The 17,660-nt window shown below is 68.8% G+C and carries 14 protein-coding genes and 1 pseudogene; 9 read left to right on the top strand and 6 right to left on the bottom strand.

Annotated elements, in window-relative coordinates; translation table 11 throughout:
• Window positions 1-634 precede the first annotated feature (634 nt).
• From ABD912_RS18995 to ABD912_RS18985, 3 genes and pseudogenes are all read right to left on the bottom strand, one after another.
• The gene (locus tag ABD912_RS18995) at window positions 635-2,188 is read right to left on the bottom strand and encodes a recombinase family protein (RefSeq protein WP_345153340.1); all 1,554 of its coding nucleotides are present in this window, start codon (window positions 2,186-2,188) and stop codon (window positions 635-637) included.
• Between the two features lie 33 nt (window positions 2,189-2,221).
• A pseudogene (locus ABD912_RS18990) lies at window positions 2,222-2,479 on the bottom strand (LLM class flavin-dependent oxidoreductase); the annotation flags it as partial.
• Window positions 2,480-2,563: 84 nt separating this feature from the next.
• Window positions 2,564-2,950, bottom strand: coding sequence for a DUF2231 domain-containing protein (locus ABD912_RS18985; RefSeq protein WP_345153501.1), 387 nt, complete (start codon window positions 2,948-2,950; stop codon window positions 2,564-2,566).
• A 307-nt stretch (window positions 2,951-3,257) separates the two neighbouring features.
• Here ABD912_RS18985 and ABD912_RS18980 point away from each other — a divergent pair, with 307 nt between their 5' ends.
• The 7 genes from ABD912_RS18980 (at window position 3,258) to ABD912_RS18950 (ending at window position 10,789) form a co-directional block, all read left to right on the top strand.
• Window positions 3,258-4,001 (top strand): GntR family transcriptional regulator, encoded by a 744-nt coding sequence (locus tag ABD912_RS18980; RefSeq protein WP_345153338.1) that lies wholly within the window; start codon window positions 3,258-3,260, stop codon window positions 3,999-4,001.
• A gap of 280 nt (window positions 4,002-4,281) precedes the next feature.
• Window positions 4,282-5,265, top strand: a complete 984-nt coding sequence (locus tag ABD912_RS18975) for a phosphotriesterase family protein (RefSeq protein ID WP_345153336.1) — start codon at window positions 4,282-4,284, stop codon at window positions 5,263-5,265.
• Window positions 5,266-5,312: 47 nt separating this feature from the next.
• The gene (locus ABD912_RS18970) at window positions 5,313-6,266 is read left to right on the top strand and encodes a phosphotriesterase family protein (RefSeq protein WP_345153333.1); all 954 of its coding nucleotides are present in this window, start codon (window positions 5,313-5,315) and stop codon (window positions 6,264-6,266) included.
• Window positions 6,267-6,331: 65 nt separating this feature from the next.
• Window positions 6,332-7,441 carry an FAD-dependent oxidoreductase gene (locus tag ABD912_RS18965; RefSeq protein ID WP_345153330.1) on the top strand — a complete coding sequence of 370 codons (1,110 nt, stop codon included), beginning with the start codon at window positions 6,332-6,334 and terminating at the stop codon, window positions 7,439-7,441.
• A gap of 15 nt (window positions 7,442-7,456) precedes the next feature.
• Window positions 7,457-8,380: an alpha/beta hydrolase gene (locus ABD912_RS18960; RefSeq protein WP_345153327.1), complete on the top strand. Its 924-nt coding sequence runs from the start codon at window positions 7,457-7,459 to the stop codon at window positions 8,378-8,380.
• Window positions 8,381-8,511: 131 nt separating this feature from the next.
• Complete coding sequence (locus ABD912_RS18955; RefSeq protein ID WP_345153326.1) at window positions 8,512-9,894, top strand: MFS transporter; 1,383 nt, start codon at window positions 8,512-8,514, stop codon at window positions 9,892-9,894.
• 76 nt (window positions 9,895-9,970) lie between these two features.
• On the top strand, window positions 9,971-10,789 hold the full coding sequence (locus ABD912_RS18950; RefSeq protein ID WP_345153324.1) for a CPBP family intramembrane glutamic endopeptidase: 819 nt from the start codon (window positions 9,971-9,973) through the stop codon (window positions 10,787-10,789).
• A 102-nt stretch (window positions 10,790-10,891) separates the two neighbouring features.
• On the opposite strand, the gene ABD912_RS18945 is transcribed toward ABD912_RS18950, so the two are convergent.
• Window positions 10,892-11,833 (bottom strand): MBL fold metallo-hydrolase, encoded by a 942-nt coding sequence (locus ABD912_RS18945; protein WP_345153322.1) that lies wholly within the window; start codon window positions 11,831-11,833, stop codon window positions 10,892-10,894.
• A 219-nt stretch (window positions 11,834-12,052) separates the two neighbouring features.
• Here ABD912_RS18945 and ABD912_RS18940 point away from each other — a divergent pair, with 219 nt between their 5' ends.
• Complete coding sequence (locus ABD912_RS18940) at window positions 12,053-13,792, top strand: CocE/NonD family hydrolase (protein WP_345153319.1); 1,740 nt, start codon at window positions 12,053-12,055, stop codon at window positions 13,790-13,792.
• A 49-nt stretch (window positions 13,793-13,841) separates the two neighbouring features.
• The gene (locus tag ABD912_RS18935; protein WP_345153316.1) at window positions 13,842-14,435 is read left to right on the top strand and encodes a GNAT family N-acetyltransferase; all 594 of its coding nucleotides are present in this window, start codon (window positions 13,842-13,844) and stop codon (window positions 14,433-14,435) included.
• 110 nt (window positions 14,436-14,545) lie between these two features.
• On the opposite strand, the gene ABD912_RS18930 is transcribed toward ABD912_RS18935, so the two are convergent.
• Together ABD912_RS18930 and ABD912_RS18925 are read right to left on the bottom strand one after the other, a co-directional pair.
• Entirely contained in the window at window positions 14,546-16,342 is a 1,797-nt protein-coding gene (locus ABD912_RS18930; RefSeq protein ID WP_425548109.1) for an NAD(P)/FAD-dependent oxidoreductase, read from the bottom strand.
• A gap of 89 nt (window positions 16,343-16,431) precedes the next feature.
• Entirely contained in the window at window positions 16,432-17,583 is a 1,152-nt protein-coding gene (locus ABD912_RS18925; RefSeq protein ID WP_345153312.1) for a helix-turn-helix domain-containing protein, read from the bottom strand.
• Between the last annotated feature and the right edge of the window lie 77 nt (window positions 17,584-17,660).

Raw genomic sequence — 17,660 nt, 5'->3', positions numbered from 1 at the left:
ACCTTTAGGCTCAGACGCAGGCGTCCAGGGTCGGGAAAACGACCTCTCCGGCGCCTCCGGCCGTCGTCTCCCGCGCTGGCACGGACGCGGGCACGGGGCGGGCCGCCCTCTCCCCGCGAGGGCGAACCGCCGCCACCTCCTCCGGCGCCCTGGGCGGCCGCCTGGCGGCCTCGGAACCGGGCCAGAGCCTTCAGGCCCGCCGGGCACGGGCGGATCCTGGGGCGGCGCCTCCTGGCGGGGAAACTGGCACGGGGGCGACGGCCGCCTCCTCCCGCGTTGTCCTCGGCGTGTAAACGGGCTGGCATCTCGCCGAGGCGGGCGCCGCCCGCCAGCCTGGCCACGGCGCAGGGATCCAAGGTCGCCACGTGGCCACCTCCGGGCCTCGCGCGGACAGGACCGGCGCCAGCCGCCGGAGACAAGAGGAGGGCCTCAGCGGGGCGTCTGGGGCTCCTCGGGTCGGCGCCAGGATCCAGGCGCGGGACTGGACCTAGAAGCGCGGAGGACGGGCGCGGAACGCCTAGGCCGCGCGGTGCCGGGCGGTCTCCTGGGCGGCTCTGGGCGCCCGTGTGCGGGAATAGGAAAGCCCCGGCCAGGAATGTGTCCGGGGCTTCCGTACGGGGCCGCCGGGCGGCTCTCAGGAGTTCCAGTAGATCGCGACGCGGTCCTCGTCGAATGCGCGGGTGCCCATGCCGGGCGTACGCGGACCGACGCGGACATGGTCGATCGCCCATAGGAGGACAGAACGGCGCCAGGCGGTGCCCTCGTCGGCGTCCCATGCCTCGGCCAGCGTGCGGCCGGTGGGCTTGCTTACGGTCTCGACGGTCACGGGGCGGGCGCGGAGGTCGGCACGGCGGGCCTTGAGTCCGGCGATCCGCTCCAGGAGTTCCGGCACCTGGGCGTCGTCCTCCGTCATGGCGACGGACGCCTCGCGGAGGAGAGCCTCGATCTCGGCGAGGGTCGCCTCGGGGGCGCCGCCGCTGGCGATCGTCTCGGTAGCCATTTCGGGCCACTCTCCGGCGACGGCCAGGACGCGGGCGGCGACGTACTCGTCCAGGGCGTCGGCGGTGATCGACGGCGAAGGGCATTTCTCACCATTCCAGCTAGACCCGCACTTGTAGATAGGTGTGCCCGACGTCGTCGTCACGTACAGGCGCGAGTCGCAGAGCCCACAGAACGCGACCGACGACAAGATCCGCGCGGCACGCTTGCGGGTAGGTTGGACCTTCGGTTTCGGCGCGGGCGGGAGCCCCAGCGGGCCGCGTTGATCCTTGCGCGGCTTCCAGTTCATGCGGACGCGGAGAGCGTCCAGGGTGGAGCGGTCCAGGATCGGCGGCCATACGGCCAAGGGGATTCCGGCGGCGTCGGAAACGAACTTGCCACGATGCACGACGCGGCCGAGGAGCACGTCGGACGTCCAGACGTTGCGGAACGTCGACACAGTCCACTTGCCAGTATCCAGGCCCTCGGCGGGCAACCCCTGGCGGAGCGCGCGGCGCGCGAGCGACCTGGACGTCGGCACGCCGCGCTTGTTCAGGTCGGCGGCGATGCCGGTAAGCGACTCGATATTGGAGAGGATGCGCGCCGCCACGTCGCGGATAAGGGCGACCTCCTCGTCGTCGTGTACGAGGATGCGCCCCGTACCGTCCGGCGCCGGGACAGAGCGGTAGCCGAGCGGCACGGCGGACCCTCCCGCGAATTTATGGGTCCGTGTCTTGCGGTGCTCGATCGAGTTAGCAATGCGCGCGGCGGCGTTCTCGGCCTCGCTCCTGGCAACCTCGCTCAATACGCCCGCGATCATGCGGAACGCGGCTTGATTGGAATTGAGGCCGTCATGCAGGGCGACGAATAGCGCCGGGATGCACCGGCCAGCCTTGGCGCCCTCGGCGCGGGTGGCGAGGGCCTGGGAGAGCGCGCCGAGCCCGTCATAGCCCATTCTTGTAAAGCGGTCCAACTTCCACACGGCCAGGACGTCGGCCTCGTCGTCGGCGATCATACGGACGGCCTCGGCGGCCTTGGCGCGGGCTTTCCTGCCGGAGATGCCTTCATCTACGAGGACCTCGGTGACGTGCCAGCCCTTGCGCCCGGCGTGCTCGCGCAGGTCTCTTTCCTGACGATCGAGGCTGGTGGAGTCGTCGGACACAGCCGACAATCTGAGGTACAGCACAGCGCGGAGGCGGTTGTCGGTCACGCTACCCAAGGTAGCTCAATTCATGGAGTTGCAATTCTCGTAGCGCATGTCGATGACGCCCGTGCCGATCTCGATTCGGCTGGTCCGTGCCCCGATCGCGGCGAGCAGCGGGAACGGGGAGGCGTATTGCTGCGCGAAGTGGTGAACACGGAAGTAGGCGCCGTCCGCGCCGAGCTCCTCGGCCGCGACCGCGAGGTCGATCGCCTGCAGGAGCGCGTCCGACGCGCTGCGCGTGCCGGACTGCGGGTGGTCGGTCCAGTGGCCGAAGGACAGGAATCCGATCTTCTTCACATCAGGAGCCAACCCGACGGCGACGGCGGGTATTCCTGGGCCGCGTCCTGCCAGTGGGCCGGTGCAGGCCCGGGCGATTGGTGGCTAGGTGGCTTCGGTGGTCCGCCGGGCCGTTCCGTGGGTGAGCGCCAGATGCCCGCCCAGGAATCCTGCTCCGGCCGCGATGGCGTTTCCGGCGAGACCCAGACCCACGCCGAGGCCATGGCGGCCGCGCATCCGCGCGATCAGGGAACCGAGGAAAAGGAAGGCGGCGGCATTGGCGCCCAGTGCGTGTACCGCGCCGATCCGCCGCTCGGGGCCGTTCATTTCCGCCCAGTCGCTGGTGCCTGCAAGGGCGGTCGGCCCGGCCGCCGCCAGCCCGGCTCCGACCAGGAGCGTGGCACCGCGCCGTGCCTGGGGTCCTCCGGCGAGGTCGAGGATGGACGCACTCATCCAGCATCCAAGCGTCACGTCGGTGAGGGGTGGATGCACGGAGTGGCCGAGGACGCTGGTGTGAAAGGGGCTGCGCCGCGCCCAGTCGATAACCGGTCCGTAGACGCGCTCTTGGGCGACAGCCACCCGTTCCGAGAGGGAACTTTCGCCCACGGCCCGGGCCAGTCGTTGCGGCAGTGACAATTCGCTCACGCTTGCTGACGCTACGCCGACGCGGCTCGACTGTATAGAGATGGATTGACCCGTCAAGGCTGCCGAACGCCGTCGCCTATGCTTTCGCCGTTCTGTGGTTGACTTCCTGCAGGCTACAACCCGGTGGCACCTGGCGTGGAGGAACAGAAGACTGATGGCATATGGCGAGCTCGATCCCTCGTCCGGGGTACCCCTGTATCGGCAGATCAAGGAAATCCTGCGCAGGGAGATCGCCGAGGGAAACGTGGATCCCAACACGCCGATGACCGAGGCGCAGCTGCTCGGCCGATTCGACGTCAGCCGGGCGCCCATCCGGCAGGCCCTCCAGGAGCTCGTCAGCGAGGGGTACGTCTACAGGAAGCAAGGCAAGGGGACGTTCCCGGTCACGGGTGCCCGGGTGCGGCGGCCGGCCGACGTGCGGTCGGGGGCCCTGTACCAGTACCTCTCCGACAGCGGACTGCATCCGACCGGGACGGTTTCCGGCATCGAACGCGTGGAACCCCCCGCCCGGATTCGGGACCTCTTGGGGCTCGAAGCGCACGAACGGCTCCTGCATTTCATCCGGTTGATCTCGGTCGAGAACGAGCCTCTCGTGGAAGCCAGCATCTATGTTCGCGCGCCCGAGGAGTTCAGCCCCTCGATTGAGGAACTGGAAGACCGGGGATCCGCCTTCGAGCTGCTGGAGCGGGAGTTCGGCATCACGCTCGACCGGGCCGAGCACGAAGCCTGGGCGACGGCGGCAACCGCCGGCCAGGCGGCGACCTTCGGCGTGGGCGAGGGGAGCCCGTTGCTCGTCATCGAGACAACCTTCTTCACGACCGGGGGCCTGCCCGCGGGATGGCGTTCCGCGGTGCACCGTGCCGAGGATTTCAAGTACCGGTTCACCACCAGCCGCTGAGTCGCCGCCGGGCCCCGAAGGAGGAGCGCGGCCAGCTGCGGGAGACTCTCCATTGACTTTGGCATAACAACATGTAAATCTAGTACGCAGGTAATCAAGGTCACAGGCGCGAGCAGGGGACTAGGGTCCATAGCGGATCCTGGGCTCCCCGCGCGCTGTCTCCTTCGTTTACATCGCCTGCACCGAGTTCGGCGAGGATCCATCCAGAGGTCGCGCGGTGCATGATCCTTCCCAGCGCGTGACGCCAATGAGGGCGTGACGCTGACGAAAGGTTGTGCCAATGACGGATACAACGAATGTCACCGGCCAAACCGTCAACACGGTCCTTGGCCCCGTCCCCGCTCACGAATTGGGTGTTGTCGGGGTCCACGAGGCCCTGCTCTCGGTGCTCCCCGGCGCCCAGTACGCCCCGGACATCACCATGGACCGGGCGGAGATCTTCGAGATCCTGGCCGCGAAGCTGGCGGACTTCCGCGCCCAGGGCGGAAAGACCATCGTCGACAGTACAGGCATGTTCCACGGCCGCGACCTCAAGCTCTACGAGGCCCTGTCCCGCTCTACCGGCGTGCACATCGTCGCCTCCACGGGCCTTGGCCCCGAGGAGGAGCTCGGCGGCTACTTTCTGACGCCGCAGACCAACCCCCCGACCCCGTGGCCGGCCGAGAAGTTCGCGGACCTCTTCTCCAAGGAGGTCACCGAGGGCATGGTGGTCCCCCGCGTTGAGCGCCGTGCCGCCGCCGGCATCGTCACGACCACCGCCGACCGCAGCGGCATGACCGCCACCGAGGAGAGCCTGTTCCGCGGTTCGGCCCGCGCCGCGCTGGACACCGGGGTGCCGGTGTCCATCCGCTTCGGCGCCGACGCCGTGCACGACCTCGACGTCGTGCTGGAGGAGAAGATTCCGGCCGACCGGGTGCTTGTGGGGGACCTTGACCGCAAGGACGCCGCCGGCGCCGCCCATGAGGTGGCCCGCCGGGGGGCCTTCGTGGGCCTGGACCACGTCGGCCTGAACGACGACGGCGACTACCTCACCGACCGCGAGCGCGCGGCCCTGGTGCTCGAACTCGTCGCGGCCGGCCACGGGCACCAGATCATCCTGTCCGGCAACGCGATCGGCGTGGCCAAGGGATTGCCGGACTACGACCTGCCGTACAGCTACGTCCTGTCCACGTTCGCGCCCTTCCTCAAGTCGCAGGGCCTGAGCGACGAGGATGCCCAGCGCATCCTCGTCGACAACCCGCGCAACCTGCTGTCGGTGCGCTGAACGCGCGGCGGCACACACCCAACAAGCTTTTTCCCGAGGGGACAGTAATGACCAAGGTAAACACCGTGCTGGGGACGATCCCGGCCGAAGAACTGGGCCTGGTGGCCATCCACGAGCACATCGGATACGGCATGCCCGGGTCCGAGCTGGACTCCAAGTGGTGGAAGACGCCCGAGCAGGCCTACGAAGAGACGGTGCCGAAGCTGCGCACGTTCCACGAAAACGGCGGCGGGACCTTCGTCGACGCCACCGGCATCTGCAACGGCCGCGACATCGACTACTACAAGTCCCTGTCCAGGAAGACCGGCGTCAACATCGTCGCCTGCACCGGGTTCGTCGGCGGGGACACCGCGCTGCCGCACTTCGCCCGTGCGACCGTCGACTACCTGGCCCGGGTCTTCATCCACGAGATCACCGTGGGCATCGGGGACACCGGCAGCAAGGCCGGCATCATCAAGGTCGGCGTAAGCCGCGGTGGCCGCATGACCGAACTGGACAAGCGCATCTACCGGGCAGCGGCCCGCGCCGCCGTCGTGACCGGGGTGCCGGTCCTCACCCACCTGGCCATCGACCCCGAGCCGGCGATCGCGATCTTCCGCGAGGAGGGCCTGCCGCTGGACCGCGTGCTCTTCGGGCACGCCGACGACGGCCTGAACGCGGCGAGCACCCCCAGCGAAATGATCATGGGCGAAGGCGGCCGCATCGGCTTCGACACCTTCGGCTACGAAACCGAGCTCCCGGACCCGCCGTTCTGGGCCCGTCCGCGCAAGGACCGCATGGACCACTTCATCGACCTGGTGGGCAAGGGATACCTCGACCAGCTCCTCGTCTCCGCCGACGCCAACTGCAGCCCGCTCGGCTGGCCCGGCGTCAAGGGCCACACCGTGAACTACATCTTCGAGGTGCTGATCCCCGACATGCGCACCAACGGCATCGGCGACGCGCAGCTCAAGGCCATCTTCGAAGAGAACCCTGCCGACTTCCTGGCGATCCAGGCCTGATCCTTCGGCACACCACCACACCCCCGTTTTTCCAGGGACGCCCTGGGTCAAGAAAGAGAAAAACAATGAAGGCTTCGGAAATTCAGAACCTCAAGATCGCCATCGTCGGCGGCGGCTACGGCGGGGCCTCCGTGGCCAAGGCGCTGCAGAGCATCGGCGCGGAAAATGTCCACGTCTATGAGCAGGCATCCGCCCTCGCCCAGGTCGGCGCCGGCATCGGGCTGCGCCCGCCGTCGGTCGAACTGTTCCGCAAGTGGGGCATCTTCGATGCGATCGCCGCGGTGAGCTCGCCCAGCGACCACCTGGAGATCCTCAGCGCGGACGGCAAGCACGTCCTGGCGAACGAGGAGTGGCCGTTCCTGAACGCCTACGAGCAGGTCAACCACAACCGCATGATCCACCGCGGGGACTTCATCGACGCCCTGCTCAGCGTGCTCCCCGAGGGCATGGTGCACCTCGGCCACAAGCTGGAGACCATCGAGGACAACGGCGACCACGCGACGCTGACCTTCGCGAACGGCGAGGTAGTCACCGCCGACCTCGTGATCGGCGCCGACGGCATCCGCTCGACGGTGCGCAACCAACTGTTCTCGCAGAAGGAGCCGGTGTTCTCCGGCGAGCACGCCTACCGTGCGGTCATTTCGATCGAGGACGCCCACGGGCTGGTGACGGACGACAACCCGCGCTTCTACATGGGCGAGAACGGCACGATCGCCTACAACCTGCCGCTGCGTCACCGCGGGCAGCTCTCCTACGACATCACGGCCCCGTCCGACGACGACTCGTGGGCGCCGGAGATCTCGACCGAGTACCTCGTGAAGATCCTGGAAGGCTTCGATGAGCGGATCGTCCAGGTCGCCCGGGAGCTCGACCTGAGCCAGGTGACGAGCCGTTCGGTGTTCGACATCGATTCGGTCGACTCGTGGCACACCGACTCCGTCGCGCTGCTGGGCGATGCGGCCCACGCGATGCTCCACCATCAGGGCCAGGGCGCGAACTCGGCGATCCTGGATGCCGACGGCCTCGCCGAGGCGCTCCTGCAGGGCGACTCCGTGAAGGACGCGCTGTCGATCTACCAGGCCACCCGCAAACCGGTGACGGATGAACTGCAGCGCGTCTCCCGCCTCGGCTGGCACGCCGACGCGGTGGACTCCGCGTTCCCGGCCAACCAGTAAGGCCGAGGTCGCCCAATGGCTATCCATCCCGAAATCGCCAAGATCCTCGCCACCCTTCCTGCTCCGGATGGCTCTCCGCTGAACCCGGAGGCCATGCGCGCGCACGAGGAATCCATGGTTGCCCCGCTGGAGGAGCGCCTGCCGCTGCACTCCGTTGAGGACCTGACCCTGCAGACTTCAGCCGGACAGGTGCCCGTGCGGATCTACACGCCGGTGGAGGCGGAGACCTACGGCCTGCTGGTGTACTTCCACGGCGGCGCGTTCTTCCTGGGCAGCCTGGACACCCACGACCACGTCGCGCGGTCCCTGGCCAGGGAGACCGGCCACAAGGTCATCTCCGTGGGCTACCGCCGGGCCCCCGAGGCCGCCTTCCCGGCGGGCCTGGAGGACTGCTACGGGGTGGTCCGCTGGGCCGCCGGGCAGGGGCAGAGGCTGGGCTGGGACGGGAAGAACCTCGCCATCGCCGGCGACAGTTCCGGCGGGACCTTCGTGGCCGCGGTCGCCGCCAAGGCCCACGACGACGGGTTCGCCGGCATCACGCACCAGGTGCTGTTCTACCCGTCGCTGGACCTGGACTTCGACGTCGACCGCTACGCCTCGCTGCGGGAGAACGCCGAAGGGTACGGGCTGGAGACGGCGGGCCTCAAACCCTTCAACTCCTTCTACCTCGAGAGCGGGGCGGATCCGGCCGATCCCCTCGTCTCGCCCATCAAGCGCGAGGACCTGTCCGGCCTGCCGCCGGCCCTGGTCATCACGGCCGAGTACGACCCCCTGCGCGACGAGGGCGAACTCTACGGCTACCGCCTCAAGGAGGCCGGCGTCGACGCCACGGTCAGCCGCTACGCCGGGTCCAACCACGGCTTCGTCCAGAACTTCTCCTGGATCCCGGAGTTCCACCGGGCCTTCCGGGAAACAGGCGACTTCCTGAAACGGGACTGAGCCCACGGGGCCCCGCCCCTTCCGCCTATCCATCGGCGGCACGAGTCATCCGGCTCGTGCCGCCGACCTGTATCCGAAGTACCTCATCGGCACGTGCCCGCGGGCACCGTTAACCACTAGGGACAATCGACATGACAACCATCAACATCAGGGATTTCATCGGCGGGGCGGGTTTCGGCCGCTTCCACGCCGGAATGCTGTTCTGGGCCTGCTTCATCATCACTTTCGACATGTATGACCTGGTCGTTTACGGATCGGTCCTGCCGGTGCTGATGAAGGAATGGTCGCTGGATCCCATTCAGGCCGGGGCCATCGGCAGCTACGGCATCTTCGGGATGATGGTTGGCGCCATCCTCTTCGGAATCCTCGCGGACCGGTTCGGCAGGAAGAGGATCCTCACGGCCAGCGTCATCCTCTTTTCCCTCGCCTCGGCCCTGTGCGGCTTCGCGCCGGGACCCCTGGAGTTCTCCGTCCTGCGCTTCCTGGGAGGTCTGGGCATCGGCGGCATCCTGCCCTGCCTCATCGCGATGCTGACCGATTACGCACCGAGGGGGCGCGCCAACACCCTGGTCGCCGTCGTCATGTGCTTCTTCTCCGTGGGCGGCATCCTGGCCGCCTTCGTCTCCATGCTGCTGCTTCCCGCCTTCGGCTGGCATGCCGTCTACTGGGTCGCCATCCTTCCCCTGCTGTTCCTGCCGTTCATGATGAGGTACTTCGTCGACTCCCCGGCCATGCTCCTGGAGAAGGGGCGGCTCGGTGAGTTGCGTGCGGCGCTGGTCAAGGTGAACCCCACCGCAGCCCTTTCGGCGGACGCGGAATTCACCGGCCTGCAGGAGAAGGAAGCGGGTAGCCCGGTGGGCGCCCTGTTCAAGAACCGCCGCGCGCTCGGAACGATCATGATCTGGATCGCCTTCTTCATGTGCCTGTTGATGATCAACGGCGTCTCGACCTGGCTGCCCAAGCTGATGGTGGAGGCCGGATACGCCCTGGGCTCCAGCCTGACCTTCATGATCGTCCTGAACGTCGGAGCCATCGCCGGCACCCTGGTGCTGGGCAAGCTCGCCGACAAGTGGGGCGTGAAGAAGGTGCTCGTCCCGATGTTCGCGATCTCGGCGGTCTCGCTGACGCTGCTGGGATTCGGCAACAACATGGCGATCCTGATGGTGCTGGTGTTCATCACCGGTGCGTGCACCATGGGCGCCCAGAACATTTCCTACTCCTTCGTCTCCCAGTACTACCCGTCCTTCATGCGCTCGACGGCGATCGGGCTGGCCTCCGGCGTCGGGCGGCTGGGGGCGATCGTCGGACCGACCTTCGGTGGCGTCCTGCTGACGCTCAGCCTCCCGGTGCAGATGAACTTCCTCTTCTTTGCCATCCCGGGAATCTTTGCCGCCCTGGCCTTCCTCTTCGTTCCGCTGGCCGCTGCGCAGGCAGCACGGAAGGGCCGGGACGAAGGCAACCGCGACGAAAACAGCGGGGCCGCCGCCGGGGACGCCGTGACGGCAGCCCCGTAGGACGAAGGTCGACGACGGCGGCACGCATCATCCTGCGATGCGTGCCGCCATCGTGCCGTCCTGACATGCTGGTGGGGTGTCATTGACCTCGACGGAAACGCCACGTACCGCCCTCAGTTGGAAGCTGGTGCCGGCGGCGCTTGTCTCCGCGTCCGGAGTGCTTCTCTTTGGGTTCGAAAACGATCCCCTTGGCTACGGCGCCCTTGCCCTGGGCCTGGCCACGGCGGCTTTCATCGACCGCGAGCTGATGCGGCACCTCGCGCTGGTAGCGGCGGGAATGGTCATCATCAGCCTGGTCCCGCTGAACGCCGACTTGAGCCTCCAGCACATGGCCCTCATGGGCGGGGCGCTCGCCTTGGCCGTGCTGGTGCCGTGGCTGGTGTCGCGCTTCGTCTACCGCGAGAGGATCATCAGGTTTCCGGTGAACACCGGCCGCAAATGGCCGTTGCCCGCGAAGCTGTACCTGATCGGCGTGGTGTTTCTCGGCTACCTCGTTCTGCCCGCCTACCTGATCCGCACGGGGGTCTACCAAAACTGGCCGGACGCCTCCGACCCGACCATCTTCTGGCGGCTCTTCCTCGGAGTGAACACCGTCGGCATCTGGGACGAACTGTTCTTCATCTGCACCATGTTCACCCTGCTGCGGCGGCACTTTCCGGATTGGCTGGCCAACCTCCTTCAAGCCGTGGTTTTCTCGTCCTTCCTGTGGGAGATCGGCTACCAGGCGTGGGGGCCGCTTCTGACGTTTCCGTTCGCGCTGCTGCAGGGCTACACCTTCAAGCTGACGAAGTCCTTCAGCTACGTCGTCACGGTGCACCTGACCTTCGACTTCGCCCTGTTCCTTGCGCTGGTGCACGCACACAACCGCGACTGGCTGCCGATCTTCCTGTACTGAATCGACCCTGGATTGGGCCGATCCCGCATCGGGCCGAAGGCGGCCGGGAACGACGGCGGCGCGCGCCCGCCCGGCGCGCCGCCGTCGTGGTCCGTGCCGGGGTCAGCGGGAGGCGGCCTCCAGTCGGCGGTAGCCGTGCAGCGTCGTGAAGAAGGGGGAGGGCTCCAGCGTGGGATCGCCCCCGTAGCCGAGCTCCTCGGCGACCGGGGCGAACGGGGAGTACACCGAGTCCGTCTCCCGCAGGCCCTCGCGCAGATACCGGCGGGCGGCGCCGTCGATCCTGGCTTCGAGGTCCAGGCTCCCCTGCAGGGCGGTCCGGGCCGTCTCGCTGTCCAGTTCGACGCCGTGGGGCACCCCGTCCGCGCCGCGGTAGGGGTGGCCAAGGTAGAGGTGCTGCGGGCGGACCTCGTCGAGCAGGTACCGCAGGCTGGAGCGGTAGGCGAGCGGGTCCTCGTAGCCGGGGAAGCCGTTGGCTGCACCGTGGATCTGCACGGCATCGCCGACGAAAACGGACTGCTGCCCGTCCACGACGTAGGCCACGGAACCGGCCGTGTGTCCCGGGATGTGGTGCACGGAGACGGTGACGTCCCCGCCGAGGGAAAGGATTTCGCCGCCCTTCACGAGGACCGCCGGCTCCATCTCGCCGGAGATGACCGCCTCCGCCATCCTGGTCTGTTCCTCCACGGCGTTCGGATTGTCCAGGTACTGCTGGCGCACGTCCACGTACTGGTCCATGTGCGCGCGCCGGGAGCGCAGCAGGGGAGCGTCGGCCTCGTGGATCACCACCTGCGCTCGCCGGCCCGTGAGCTCCCACAGCGCGTGCGCGCCGCCGAGATGGTCGATGTGGCCGTGGGTCAGCAGGATCCAGCGCACATCCTCGATGCGGCGGCCGAGCTTCTCGAGGGCGGGCGCCATGCCCTTGGCCGGGGAAGAGGCGATGCCGGTGTCGACGATGGCCGGTTCCGGAGCGTCGATGAAGAAGCTGTAGAGGCCGAAGCGGCCCCAGGGCGACACCAGTGGATGGATTTTCACTTCTTGCGTCATTGTTCTCTCCTCAGCTCCAAAACCCGTTCCCGGTCTTTGATGATTGTCGGCCACGCGGGCCGGGACCCTGTTCGCGGCGGGGGATGCCACGAGGGGTCCCTGGCGCTGTGGCCTTGCCCACAACTATATTATTATAATAATATGACTGAGTCGTGCTCGAAAGGGCATGCCTGCCAGCGGGAGACCTGGCATCCAACGTTGAACAGGAGCTGCACACTCATGGCTGATTTCACGACGTGGAACGCCGGCGGAGAGACGATCGCCATCCGCAAGGACCTCCGCGTCCCGATGCGGGACGGCGTCGAGCTCGCCGCCGACGCCTACCAGGGCCTCGAGGACAAGCCGCGCCCGGCGCTGGTGGCCCTGAGCCCGTACGGCAAGGAACTGCAGGCGCTGGCCCTGACCACCCCGCCGCAGCGGCGCCCCAGCCCCATGTGGGACGGCTGCATCGAGGCCGGGGACATCGCTCGGATCGTCAAGGAGGACTACGTCCACGTCATCGGCGACCTGCGCGGCTCCGGCGCCTCCGAAGGCGAGCACGTCGGCAACTACAACGCCGGCGGCGTTTCGCTGGGCCAGGACGCGTACGACTTCATCGAGTGGGTCGCCGCCCAGCCGTGGTGCGACGGCAACGTCGGCATGGTCGGCATCTCCTACTTCGGCTCCATGCAGGTGCTGGCCGCGGCCGAGCGCCCGCCGAGCCTGAAGGCGATCTTCGTCTCCGGCGGCCACTACGACTTCTACGAGACCACCTACCACGGCGGCATCATGTGGTTCATGCCCCGTGCCGCCCGCGAGGGCCGCGGCGGCGACTCCGGCTGGGCGTTCACCGACAACGTCAAGTCCCGCATGATCGAGAAGCACTCGCCCGAGGAGCTCAAGAAGCTGGTCGCCATGCGCCTCGAGGACCCGGACGTCGCCGCCTGGCCCAACCTGGTGCACGTGCTGAACTACCCCAAGAACCACGAGGCCTGGTTCGACATCGTGATGAACGAGCTCGACGGGGAATGGTACGAGGAGCGCAACCCCATCACGCTGGCCCCGAACATCGACATCCCGGTCTGGCTGCAGCTGGACCAGGGCCGGGGCTGGACCCTGGACGGCACCATCGAGCTGTTCAACGAGCTCAAGGGGCCCAAGAAGCTGGACATCGGCCCCTACCCGCCGATGCAGTCCCGGCCCTTCATCGAGGAGCACGACAAGATGTTCCGCTGGTACGACTACTGGATCAAGGGCATCGACAACGGCGTGATGGACGAGCCGGCCGTGAGCGTCTTCGTGGAGGGCTCCCGGGAACTGGTGACCGCGGACGCCTGGCCGCCGAAGGACATCGAGTACAGGTCCCTGTACCTGCGCCCGCGCCACAAGCTCTCCACCGAGCCCGAGCCGATGGGCGCGGAGTACGCCGCCCCGGACGGCTTCTACCAGGCGCCGCTCACGGTGACCGACAAGGTGGAGATCATCTCCTGGTCCACCCCCGTCTTCGAGGAGGATGCGGAGATGATCGGCACCGGTGCCGCGCACCTCTTCGCCGAGATCGACCAGCCGGACACCAACTTCATCCTGCGCCTGTGGGACGCCGCGCCGAACGGCAAGCGCCAGCTGATCACCACCGGCTACCTCAAGGCCTCGCACCGCGAGCTGGACGAGCGCACCACCGAGGGCAACCCGTACCACCCGCACACCCGCGTGGTGCCGGTGGAGCCGGGCAGGATCGAGGAGTACGTGGTGCGCCTCTACCCGTTCGCGAACACCTTCCGGCCCGGCCACAAGCTGGTGGCGGAACTGTCCAACAGCGAACCGCTGGCCGACGAGCACAACGCGCTGCTGCCGCCGGACGCCTTCCACCTGCCGGTGGGCCGGCCCGTCACGCACAAGATCTACCGCGACGCCGCCCACCAGTCCCGGCTGGTCCTGCCGTTCACCACGCGCAAGACGGCGGAGGGCCGGGCGGACTGACCCCGCCGGGGACTGGTCGGGGACCGGACCGGGACGGCAGGATGGTCCCATGACCGAGGCCGCGCCCACGACGGACTGGCAGACCCGTCCGGTCACCCCCGACCGGTTCGAGGACTTCGCTGACGTCATCAACCCGAACCGACGCGACACCCACTGTTGGTGCCTCTCGCACCGTCTGGGGGCCAAGGACATCGAGGAGCTCGGCGGCGGCAGCCGCGAACAGGCCATGCGGAGGCTGTGCGAGCGGGAGAATCCGCCCGGGGTGCTCACCTATCGCGACGGCGAGCCCGTCGGGTGGTGCAGCATCGGCCCCCGCTCCGAGATCCCGCGGCTGGCGGCCTCGAAGCTCATGCGGCCCGTGGACGAGGTCCCGGTGTGGAGCATCATCTGCGTGGTCGTGCGCAGCGGCCGCCGCAAGCAGGGCGTTACGGGCCGCCTCATCGAGGGAGCCGTCCGGTATGCCGCCTCGCGGGGTGCTCCGGCGGTCGAGGCCTACCCCGTGGATCCGGAGGGACGCATGGACCTGACCATGGCGTTCGTCGGCACCCGCTCGATGTTCGAGAAGGCGGGATTCCGGGTCATCGGCACCACCGACGCGGTGGCGGGCAGGATGCCCCGGCTCATCATGCGCCGCGATCTGTGACCACGCCGGTCCGGTCGACGGCGGCACCCCGGAGGAGGGTGCGGGGGAGGGCGCGACGGCGCCCGCGGGACGGAGGTGATGCTTCCGTCCCGCGGGCGCCGGGATCCTTCTCAGGCGGTGTGGTGGGTCTCCGCGAGCGCGTAGACCGGGGTGTCCAGCCCCTCGAACCGGGCCTTGAGCTGCAGCGCCAGGTACTTCGAGTAGTGCCGGGACTGGTGCAGGTTCCCGCCGTGGAACCAGAGGTTCGGCTGCCGGGTGGGCTTCCACATGTTGCGCAGTTCGCCCTGCCACGGCCCGGGGTCCTTGGCGGTGTCCGAGCCGAGCCCCCAGCACTTGCCCACCGCGTCGGCAACCTCCTGGCTGATCAGCCGCGCCGCCCAGCCGTTCATCGAGCCGTAGCCGGTGGCGTAGACGACGGCGTCGGCCGGCAGTTCCGTGCCGTCGGTGAGCACCACCGCCTCCTCGGTGAGGCGGGCGACGTCGCCGTGGGCCAGCGCGATGGAGCCGTCCGCCACCAGTGAGGAGGCACCGATGTCGATGTAGTAGCCCGAGCCGCGGCGCAGGTACTTCAGGAACAATCCGGAGCCGTCGTCGCCGAAGTCCAGGTCGAATCCGGCGTCGGACAGACCCTGGTAGAACTCGGCGTCCTGCTCGCGGATCGCGGCGAAGGCCGGCTTGTGCACCTCCGGAAGCACCTTGTAGGGGATGGAGGCGAAGATCAGGTCCGCGGTCTCGTGGTCGATCCCGTTGGCCAGCGCCTCCTCCGAATACAGCGGGCCCAGCACGGTGGACATCAGCGAGTCCGAGCGGACGATGTGCGTGCTCGAGCGCTGCAGCATGGTCGGCCTGGCCCCGTTCTGCCACAGGTCCGCACAGATGTCGTGGGCGGAATTGTTGGAGCCGACCACGACGACGTTCTTGCCCCGGTAGCGTTCCCCGCCGGGGTGGGTGGAGGAATGGTTCTGCTCCCCGGCAAAGACGTCCTGTCCGGGGATGGACGGGATGTTGGGCACCCCGGACATCCCGGTGGCGAGCACCAGATGCGAGGGGGCGAGGGTCAGCGGCGCACCTTCGCGCAGCACCTCCACGCTCCACCGCCCGGCTTGCTCGTCATAGCTGGCGGAGACGGCCTCGGTGTTGGACCAGTAGTCCAGTTCCATCAGGTGCGTGTAATGCTCAAGCCAGTCGCCCATCTTGTCCTTCGGCGTGAACACCGGCCAGTGGTCGGGGAAGGGCAGGTAGGGCATGTGGTCGTACCAGACCGGATCGTGCAGGCAGAGCGAGTGGTAGCGCGAGCGCCACTGGTCGCCAGGACGCGGGTGCTTGTCGACCACCAGGGCCGGCACGCCCTGGCGCTTGAGCCGGGCGGCGAGCCCGATGCCGCCCTGGCCGCCGCCGACGACCAGGACGTAGGGCTGTTCGGCGATGCCGAACTCGGCCTGCCGGCGGGTCCTGCGGTCCAGCCAGTTCTCCGCCGTCATCTCCTCCCCGTGCTGGGCGCCGCGGCTCCTCCGGGGTCCGCTCGGTTCCGGGAAATCGGCCAGGTGCTGGGCTGTGGACAGGAGCGTCCAGCAGGCACCGTCGCGCAGGCGCACCAGCCCCAGTCCGCTGAACGCGTCATTGCGGAAGCTGTACCAGGCCTCGACGACGCCGTCGGCCTCGGTGGCGCCGGTGACCTCGAGTTCGCGGGGCCAGGCGCCGCGTTCGATGCCCTCGAGCATCGCCTGGATCCCGTCCTGCCCCTCGGCGGTGTGCAGGTTCCAGGTCAGGCTCGCCAGGTCCCGCCAGTAGCACTCCTCGCCGAAGAGCTGCGCGGCCGCCGCCGCGTCCCCGGACCCGAGCGCCGAGCCCAGGGCGGTGAACCATTCGCGTGCCGCCGCCCATGCCTGTTCGTCATCCATGGCCATCTCCTTTGAAAGCGTGAACCGATGGCACGAGCGTATGAGGCGCGTCACATCCGCGGCAGCGTTGCATGACGTTGCAGCCGTCCGAGGGTTCAGCCGTGCACCAGGACCGGGACCACCAGGCGGTAGGGCCGCGATTCGATCAGCCCGCCGAGGCGGCGGCGCAGTCGGGAGAGTTCGGCGCGCACGGTGACCTCGGTGGTCGCCCCGTCGAGCCGGGCCAGCATGCCGCGTACGTCCAGCCCCGCCGGGTGCGCGGCCAGCAGCGCCAGGATCTGGTAGTGCCGCTCGCTCAGCGGCACGGCGGTGCTGGAGTCGCCGTGGTGGATCAGTGCGCGGGGCGCCGGGTGGGCGATGAGTTCGAGTTCGGTGCGGGTGTCGGCGGCGCGCAGGGTCCAGCCGCCGTCGACCGCTTCGGCCACCACGTGCCCGAGCCCGGCCACCCAGAGCGGACCGGGCCCCAGGCCGCCGGGCAGGCGCAGCCGCCCGGACACGCCGAAGCCGTGCGTGCGCGCGACCCAGCCGGCGGGGTCGACGAGCACGTGCGGCGCGGCCGGGGCGGGGACGCGGCCGGCCAGCTGCGCCAGCTCGGCGTCGCGCCGGACCGCCAGAAGCCCGGAGGCCTCCGCGACCGCCGCGCAGACCAGGGCGAGGGTGTGCGGGTGGGCGGTGCGGTAGGAGCCGGAGAGCGTGACCGTGCCCAGCACCGCGCCGGCCGCATCCAGCAGCGGCGCGCTCGTGCACACCCACGCGTGCTGCTCCTCGCGGGCGTGCTCGGGCCCGAAGATCTGCACCGGGGCGCGCTCGGTCATCGCCGCGCCGAGCGAGTTGGTGCCCACGTCGGTCTCGCGCCAGCGGGCGCCGCCGACGAAGCCGATTCCGTCGCTGCGCCGGCGCACCTGCGAGGGCCCGTCGACCCACAGCACATAGCCCTCGTCGTCGCTGATCACCAGCTCGTTGCCGGCGTCGGCGGCGAGCCCGAGCAGCCGTTCGCGCAGCAGCGGCACCAGCGAGGAGAGCCCGGCCGCGCGTTCGCGCCGCTCGCGGATTCCCGCGGCATCCAGCGGGCGAATCACCGCGGGGCCGAGGTTTTGCCGCTGCCAGGAGCGGGCGACGACGGGGCGCACGGGTCCGGGGATCGCTGCCGTCTCGCTCCAGATCCGGTGCAGCGGCAGCAGGGTGCGGGCCTTGGCGGTGGGATCCTCGCTGGCGGCCAGGGCCGCTTCGAGCCGGGAGGCGGACATGGCACCTCCCCGGCGGCGTCGCGATGGGCCCGCGCGTCTACGCGGGATGGCGTTGAGTGTGACACGCGCCACCGCCG

This window comes from Arthrobacter ginkgonis (genome assembly GCF_039540195.1).
Lineage (GTDB): Bacteria > Actinomycetota > Actinomycetes > Actinomycetales > Micrococcaceae > Zafaria > Zafaria ginkgonis.
The sequence above is the reverse complement of the archived record's forward strand: the minus strand, read 5'-3'. Positions and strand labels throughout refer to the sequence as shown.